Here is a 979-nt window from a genome sequence, read left to right on the forward strand (position 1 = left end):
GAAGATATTTGGAGCAACATCGCCGAAGAAGAGGATTTCAAACACTATCTGCATGCCCAAGTGTGCGAGCATCCGCTTTCGCAAGTGGAGGCAGCCTATGTTCATGTCTTGATTGATTTTTTGGACGAGCAAGGCTACCTCACCGACAGTCTCGAAGAAATCATCGACCACACGCCGTTGGAATGGATGCTGGACGAAGAAGCCCTGCAAAATGCGCTGGATGTATTGCAAACCTTTGATCCGCCCGGCGTGGCGGCGGCTGATTTGACCGAGTCGCTCATGCTGCAGCTGATGCGTTTGCCGGCTTCTCCGGCCAGACAAATGGCCGCGCATTTGGTGCAAAGTTCGCTTCAAGATTTGGGCAAAAACCGCAAACAAAACGTTCTGCGTTTCCGCAAACTTTATCCCCAGGCCGACAGTGAAACCATAGAAGCCGCACTCGATATGATTGCCGGCTTGAATCCTTATCCGGCTTACGGCTTCGCTTCTGCCACCCCCACGCCTTATATTCAGCCTGACGTTTGGGTGAAAGAGGGCAAGGACGGCTGGGAAGTCATCAGCAACGAAGCGGCCTGGCCGAAGCTGCAGCTCAATCAGGAATATTGCGACCTGATGAAATCGGCGGAAGAGGGTGCGCCGGAGTGGAAGGAAAAAATCAGCGAAGCCAAACAGCGCATTGATTCTTTGGAACTGCGCAAAAGCACAGTCCTCCGCCTTGCCGAGTATATTGTCAAAAATCAGGAAGATTTTTTCATCTTCGGCGAAATCGGCCTGTCGCCCATGCTGATGAAAGATGCCGCTGCCGAATTGGGTTTGGCGGAAAGCACCATTTCGCGCGCCGCCAACCAGAAATATTTGTCTTGCCCGCGCGGCCTGTTTGCGTTACGCTATTTCTTCACACAGGCAGTCAATGCCGACGATGAGGGCGAAGGGTTCAGCCAAGGCGCAATCAAAGCCGTATTGAGCCAGCTGATTGAAA

Annotated in this window: 1 protein-coding gene; it reads left to right on the plus strand. The window is 52.7% G+C overall.

From position 1 onward, the window contains the following. Positions 1-979: RNA polymerase factor sigma-54 (locus tag ACTHS3_RS14885; RefSeq protein WP_440368357.1), on the plus strand; the 979-nt coding region annotated here is incomplete at both ends.

This window comes from Neisseria sp. P0009.S007, from assembly GCF_051962515.1.